The sequence below is a fragment of the Pseudoxanthomonas suwonensis genome (assembly GCF_010093235.1).
GTDB lineage: Bacteria > Pseudomonadota > Gammaproteobacteria > Xanthomonadales > Xanthomonadaceae > Pseudoxanthomonas > Pseudoxanthomonas suwonensis.
The window spans coordinates 52,091-58,853 of sequence record NZ_PDWP01000025.1; the positions used below are offsets into that span (position 1 = coordinate 52,091).

Sequence of the window (6,763 nt, forward strand, 5' to 3'; positions counted from 1 at the left end):
CGGCCGCGCCGCGCTCAGCTGCGGATCACCAGCAGCCGCAGCTCGCTCATGTCCTCGATGGCGTACTTCACGCCCTCGCGGCCGAAGCCGGAGTCCTTCACCCCGCCGTAGGGCATGTTGTCCATGCGGAAGCTGGGCACGTCGCCGACGATGACGCCGCCGACCTGGAGCCTGTCCCAGGCGCGCATGGCGTGCGCGAGGCTGTCGGTGAACACGCCGGCCTGCAGGCCGAAGTCCGAGTCGTTGACCGTCTCCAGCGCCGCGTCGAAGTCCTCGAAGCGCTGCATCAGCGCCACCGGGCCGAAGGCCTCCTGGCGCTGCAGTTCGCAGTCGCGCGGCACGTCCTCCAGCAGGGTGGCCTCGAGCATGTTGCCCTTGCGGCCGCCACCGATGACCACCTTCGCCCCGGCCTTGCGCGCCGATTCGATCCAGCCTTCCAGCCGGCGCGCCGCGGCCTCGTCGATCATCGGGCCGATGAAGGTCTTCTCGTCCTTCGGGTCGCCGGCGACGAAGGTGGCGATCTTCGCCGCCAGCTTCTCCTTCAGCGCGTCGTAGACATCGGCGTGGGCCAGGATCCGCTGCACGCTGATGCAGCTCTGCCCGGACTGGTAGTAGGCGCCGAAGGCCAGGCGCTCGACCACGTGGTCCAGGCGTCCGCCCTGGTCGGCATCGACGATGCAGGCGGCATTGCCGCCCAGCTCCAGGGTGACCTTCTTGCGCCCGGCGCGGGCCTTGAAGTCCCAGCCGACCAGGCCGCCGGTGAAGGACAGCAGCTTGATCCGGTCGTCCTCGACCAGCGGCGTGGCCACCGCGTTGTCGCAGGCGAAGATCGAGAACGCGCCCTTCGGCAGGTCGGTCTCGGCCAGGACCTCGGCGATGATCAGCGCCCCCACCGGGGTCTTGCCGGCCGGCTTGAGCACGAACGGGCAGCCGGCGGCGATCGCCGGGGCGACCTTGTGCGCGACCAGGTTGAGCGGGAAGTTGAACGGGGTGATGAAGCTGCAGGGGCCGATCGGCACCCGCTTCCAGACGCCGCGGTAGCCGCGGCCGCGCTCGGAGATCTCCAGGTCGACGGTCTGGCCCTCGATCCGGGTGGCTTCCTCGGCGGCGATGCGGAAGGTGTCGATCAGCCGGGTCACTTCGCCCCGCGCATCCCTGATCGGCTTGCCGGCCTCGATGCACAGGGCCTCGGCCAGCTCCCCGGCGCGCTCGCGGAAGCGGGCGATGCAGTGCTCCAGTACCGCCTGGCGGCGGTAGGCGGGCAGGGCGGCCATCGCTGGGGCGGCTTCGACCGCCGCGGCGATCGCCCGCTCCACCGTGGCCGCGTCGGCCATGGCCACCCGGGTCGCCACCTCGCCACTGTACTTGTCGCGCACCTCCAGGCCGGCATTGGGGGATTCGGCGACGTTGGCGACGTAGAGCGGGTAGGTCGGCTTGAGCATGGGACTGTCCTGGACACGGCGGGCCGGTGGCCGGAGTATGCCGTGGCCGGCGGGAAGGCCGCGTGGCCGGCCGCCGGGACGTTCCGGTTCGTCGCGGTTCGGCCATGCCAGGGCGCGGGCGTCTAGAATGCGCACATGCAGCACGATGCCGTTACCCAGCCCACGCCGCCCGCTTCCATCGGACCCTGGCCGCGCCGTCCCCCCCGCCGGGTCCTGGTCGGCGGGGTGGCCGTCGGCGGTGGTGCCCCGGTGGTCGTCCAGTCCATGACCAATACCGATACGGCCGACGTGGCCGGCTCGGTGAAGCAGGTGGCTGAGCTGTGGCGCGCCGGCTCGGAGCTGGTGCGCCTGACCGTCAACACGCCGGAGGCGGCCGCGGCGATCCCGCGGATCCGCGAGAAGCTGCTGATGATGGGCATCGACGTGCCCCTGATCGGCGACTTCCACTACAACGGCCACCAGCTGCTGGCCGGCGAACCGGCCTGCGCGCAGGCCCTGGCCAAGTACCGGATCAACCCCGGCAACGTCGGTTTCGGCAAGAAGAAGGACACCCAGTTCGCCTCGATCATCGAGAAGGCGATCGAGTACGGCAAGCCGGTGCGCATCGGCGCCAACTGGGGCTCGCTGGACCAGGCCCTGGCCGCGCGCCTGATGGACGAGAACAGCCAGCGCGCCGAGCCCTGGGACGCCGGCCGGGTGCTGCGCGAGGCACTGATCCGCTCGGCCGTCGATTCGGCCGACCGCGCCGTGGAGCTGGGCCTGCCGGCCGACCGCATCGTGCTCAGCTGCAAGGTCAGCGGCGTACAGGAGCTGATCGCGGTGTACCGCGACCTGGCACAGCGCTGCGACTACGCCCTGCACCTGGGCCTGACCGAGGCCGGCATCGGCAGCAAGGGCATCGTGGCTTCGGCCGCGGCGCTGGCGGTGCTGCTGCAGGAAGGCATCGGCGACACCATCCGCATCTCGCTGACCCCCGAACCGGGCCAGCCGCGCACCGCCGAGGTGGTGGTCGCGCAGGAACTGCTGCAGACCACCGGCCAGCGCGCCTTCACCCCGATGGTCACCGCCTGCCCCGGCTGCGGCCGCACCACCAGCACCTTCTTCCAGGAACTGGCCAAGACGGTGCAGGAGCACGTGCGGGCGAAGATGCCGGAATGGCGCATCTCGCACCCGGGCGCGGAGAACCTGTCGCTGGCGGTGATGGGCTGCGTGGTCAATGGCCCGGGCGAGTCGCGCCATGCCGACATCGGCATCTCCCTGCCGGGTACCGGCGAGGCGCCCTCGGCCCCGGTATTCGTCGACGGCGAGAAGAAGGTCACGCTCAAGGGCGAGAACATCGCCACCGAGTTCGTGGCCCTGATCGACGAGTACGTCGAGACCCGGTATGCCCGGAAGGCCGGCTGAGCCGCCTCCGGGAGACTCCGCGGCGCCGGTGCTGCCGCCGCGCCGCAGGCTGGGCCTGCTGCTGTTGCTGTTCCTCGGGGTGCTGGCCCCGCTGTGGCTGTTCGCCGAGCTGGCCGACGAGGTCCACGAGCTGGAGGAAATGGTGCACGCCGACGAGGCGCTGCTGCGCTGGCTCAACGGCCTGGCCGGGCCGCGCCTGGACGCGTTCTTCGTCGCCGTCACCCATGCCGGCTACGAGCACGGGGTGATCCCGCTCGACGTGCTGCTGTCGCTGGTCCTGTTGCTGAAGCGCAAGTGGCGCGAGGCGACCTTCGCGGTGGTGTCCTTCGTCGGCTCGGCGCTGCTGAACCTGGCCGCCAAGCACAGCTTCCAGCGCGCGCGCCCGGACCTGTGGGAATCGATCGCCCCGGAGACCACCTTCAGCTTCCCCAGCGGCCATGCCATGGGCTCGATGACCCTGGCCATGGTCGCGATCCTGCTGGCATGGCGCACCCGCTGGCGCTGGCCGGTGGTGGCGGCGGCGGCCGCGTTCGTGCTGCTGGTGGGGCTGTCGCGCCTGTACCTGGGCGTGCATTACCCCTCGGACGTGCTGGCCGGCTGGGCCGCGGGCCTGGCCTGGGTCGCCGGGAGCTACCTGGTGCTGTTCCGCGCACGGCGGCCGTGGCACCCGCGCTGGCGCTGAGTCAGTCACCGTCCCAGGGCGGGGGCAGGGCGTCGATGTGCGCGACCAGGGCCTCGCGCAGGCGGACATGGTCGGCCGCGGAGGGGTGCCAGTGGCAGGCCTGCATGTCCAGGCCGGATACCGGCAGGAAGCTGATCCTGCGGTCGCCCTCGCCAAGCAGCTTCATGGCGACCTGGCGCGCGTGGTCGCGGATCTCGCCGTCGACCGCATCGGTGGCCCACAGCACGAAGTGCGCCCGCGGCCAGCGCGCGCGCAGCTGGCGCACGAAGCGGGCATAGGTCCGCACGTAGTCCTCGCGCAGGGCGGCGCGGTCGGCCCAGGGCTCGCCTTCGTGCAGGGCGGTGGAGAAGTCGTTGGTGCCCAGGGCGATGACGACCAGCTGCGGCTGCCAGGCGGTGTCCTCGTCCGGATGTCCGTGCGAAAGCAGCAGGTACGGCCAGGCGGCGGGCAGGGTGTCGCCGGCGTGGCCATCGTAGTTGCGCACCACGCCGCGGCCGGAAATGGCATGGATCCGGTAATCGGCGCCGTAGTGCCTGGCCACCTGCGGGCCGAAGGCGGCGCTGGTGTCCGTCGTTGCATCGACTTCCGCGCTGCTGCACTCGCGGGTGGTCGAGGTGTTGCCATAGCCGACCGTGTGCGAGTCGCCGATGAACTCGATCCGGCGCGCGCGCGCAGGCAGTTCCAGAGCGCGGCTGCCGCGCGGCAGCAGGAAGCCGCCGAACACGTGCGCCGCGGCCTGGTTCTCGCTGGCCGTCTCCAGGCGCAGCACGTGCCGGCCCGGGGCGAGGCCGTCCACGCGGTAGCGGCCCGGCGCCGGCTGGCGCAGGGTGGCGACGCGCTCCCCGTCCACCAGCACGTGCAGGGTCAGCGGTGGCGCCACCAGCTCGAACCCGGCCTGGTCGCCCTCGAACGCGGTCTCGAAATGGACCCCCGGCCACTGGTGGGCCAGGCCCGCCGGATGCGGCGCGGTGCGCCCGCCGATGGCCACGGGCGCGGGCGTGCCCTGCAGCGCGGCATCGGCGCGCACGCGCGGCTGCGCCTGCGCGCTGGCGGCAATGCCCAGCAGCAGGGCGAGGACGATCGCGGTGCGGCGTGCCATGGCTTCCCCTCCTGGCCAGGTCGGCGGAGCGCGGAGGATCGCAGCGGGAGCGCGGAAAGAACAAGGCCCGGGGATTGCCCGGGCCTTGACTGGAATATTGGTGGTGGGGCGGCAGCCCGCGCCAAACGACCGTTGAAAGTACGCGATACCGTCGTTCCGGCAAGTTGATAAGTCCTGCTGGCTGCTGCGAAAAGCGGGGGTTGACAGGCCAGAGGCAGCGGACGATCAAGCGGTTTTTCCCGTGGATCGGTCACCGATATGGCCGTTCAAATTCGTATGCTTCTCTGGTCCGGTTCGATTCCGGAATCGGGAATTGAACCCGCGTCCGTCCCCCCGACCAAGAGCACACCCATTCACACCCATTCCGGGGTAAGGCAGCCCGGGGTGCGGGGGATCGCACCTTCTATCGCCGCATTATATGCGGTGAATAACTTGCGCATGCGGAGAATGAAGCCCATAATCTCCGCATGAACAGCGGCGATTACAAGTACATCTGGCAGGCCAGTGACTGGCCGGACTGGCGCTTCGACCTGGCGGCGCTCGCTGGCCCTATGGCGGATGTGAGTCGTGCTCAAGGGCTCTTGCTGGGGCGTCTGGCCGACGTGGGCATGGCGCTGCGCGATCAGGCCAGCCTGGCGGCGCTCACCGAAGACGTGGTCAAGACCAGCGAAATCGAGGGCGAGCAGCTCAACGTCGAGTCCGTGCGCTCAAGCATCGCTCGCCGGCTGGGCGTCGACATCGGGGCGTTGGCTCCAGTCGATCGTCATGTCGAAGGCGTGGTGGAGATGGTGCTCGACGCCACGGTCAACTGCGCGGCGCCGGTGACCCGCGAGCGGTTGTTCGGCTGGCACGCGGCGCTCTTTCCCACTGGTTACTCCGGCCTCTCCAGGATCAAGGTCGGCAGTTGGCGCGACGACGCCAGTGGCCCCATGCAGGTGGTCTCCGGCCCCATCGGCCGCCAGCGCGTGCATTTCGAGGCGCCGCCCGCCGATCGACTGGAGACCGAGACAGGTCGTTTCCTCGAATGGGTCAATGCGGACTCGGGTGAGCCACCGCTCGTCAAGGCGGGGCTTGCCCATCTGTGGTTCGTGACCTTGCACCCGTTCGACGACGGCAACGGCCGTATCGCCCGGGCCATCGGCGACCTGCTGTTGGCGCGCGCCGACGGCAGCCCGCAGCGCTTCTACAGCCTGTCGGCGCAGATCCAGCGGGAGCGCAAGGCCTACTACGATATTCTGGAGCGCACCCAGAAGCGGTCCATGGACGTCACCGAGTGGCTGGCCTGGTTCCTCGACACCCTGCATCGCGCCGTCGATCAGGCGCAGCACACCCTCGATGCCGTGCTGACCAAGGCACGCTTCTGGCAGCACTGGGCAGCCACACCTTTGAACGAGCGACAGGTGAAATTGCTCAACCGGCTACTCGATGGCTTTGAAGGTAAGCTCACCAGCAGCAAGTGGGCGGCGATCGCCAAGTGCTCGCCAGACACGGCGCTGCGCGACATCAACGACCTGCTCGCGCGCGGCGTGCTGCGGAAATCGAATGCGGGCGGGCGCAGTACCAGCTACGAGCTGAACGATCTCCCGTAGTAACCGCGCGTCTTCTGAATTGACTTGGCTGGCGGACCGAACAGCGCCTTCATGGACTCCTGCCAACTCATGCGGAAGGAGACCAAGATGGTGGACCGGCCAGAGTTCTGTAGACACTCAGTCGCCGCTCTGCGCGTAGCGCCTTTCAAACTCTACCGGTGATAGTCCGCCAGCGGAACTATGCCGGCGGATCGGGTTGTAGAACATCTCGATGTAGTCGAACACATCCGATGCTGCCATGGCGCGTGTCGGGTAGATCCGTCGCTTGATCCGCTCCTTCTTCAAGACGCTGAAAAAACTCTCGGCCACGGCATTGTCGTGGCAGTCCCCGCGACGACTCATGCTCGGCACCATCCGGTGCGCTTTCAGGAACGACTGCCAGTCGTTGCTGGTGAACTGGCAGCCCTGGTCGGAGTGGACCGACGTCCCCCCATCTTTGAGTAGCAGGTCGATTTGGAGTCCAATCCCCAACCAGACGGAGATTGGACGTGAAGAAGCGCTTTTCCGAAGAGCAGATCATCGGCTTCCTGCGTGAAGCCGAAGCTGG

At 69.1% G+C, this 6,763-nt stretch carries 5 protein-coding genes and 1 pseudogene; 3 read left to right on the forward strand and 3 right to left on the reverse strand.

The genetic code is table 11. The features are described from left to right. Window positions 1-14: 14 nt before the first annotated feature. A complete protein-coding gene (locus tag CSC68_RS12545) occupies window positions 15-1,442 on the reverse strand; it encodes an aldehyde dehydrogenase family protein (RefSeq protein ID WP_162203887.1) in 1,428 nt (475 codons plus the stop codon). Window positions 1,443-1,577: 135 nt separating this feature from the next. Between CSC68_RS12545 and ispG the strand changes: the two genes are divergently transcribed. Together ispG and CSC68_RS12555 are read left to right on the forward strand one after the other, a co-directional pair. Then, window positions 1,578-2,846 carry a flavodoxin-dependent (E)-4-hydroxy-3-methylbut-2-enyl-diphosphate synthase gene (gene ispG / locus CSC68_RS12550; protein ID WP_162203888.1) on the forward strand — a complete coding sequence of 423 codons (1,269 nt, stop codon included), beginning with the start codon at window positions 1,578-1,580 and terminating at the stop codon, window positions 2,844-2,846. Then, window positions 2,827-3,528, forward strand: a complete 702-nt coding sequence (locus tag CSC68_RS12555) for a phosphatase PAP2 family protein (protein ID WP_125111835.1) — start codon at window positions 2,827-2,829, stop codon at window positions 3,526-3,528. Before ispG ends, CSC68_RS12555 begins: the two co-directional genes overlap by 20 nt. A gap of 1 nt (window position 3,529) precedes the next feature. On the opposite strand, the gene CSC68_RS12560 is transcribed toward CSC68_RS12555, so the two are convergent. After that, complete coding sequence (locus tag CSC68_RS12560) at window positions 3,530-4,627, reverse strand: SGNH/GDSL hydrolase family protein (protein ID WP_162203889.1); 1,098 nt, start codon at window positions 4,625-4,627, stop codon at window positions 3,530-3,532. A 467-nt stretch (window positions 4,628-5,094) separates the two neighbouring features. On the opposite strand from CSC68_RS12560, the gene CSC68_RS12565 reads away from it, so the two are divergent. Then, entirely contained in the window at window positions 5,095-6,216 is a 1,122-nt protein-coding gene (locus CSC68_RS12565) for a Fic family protein (protein WP_029577187.1), read from the forward strand. Window positions 6,217-6,333: 117 nt separating this feature from the next. On the opposite strand, the pseudogene CSC68_RS12570 reads toward CSC68_RS12565, so the two are convergent. Continuing rightward, window positions 6,334-6,636 (reverse strand): annotated as a pseudogene (locus CSC68_RS12570) (IS3 family transposase); the annotation flags it as partial. Window positions 6,637-6,763 lie beyond the last annotated feature (127 nt).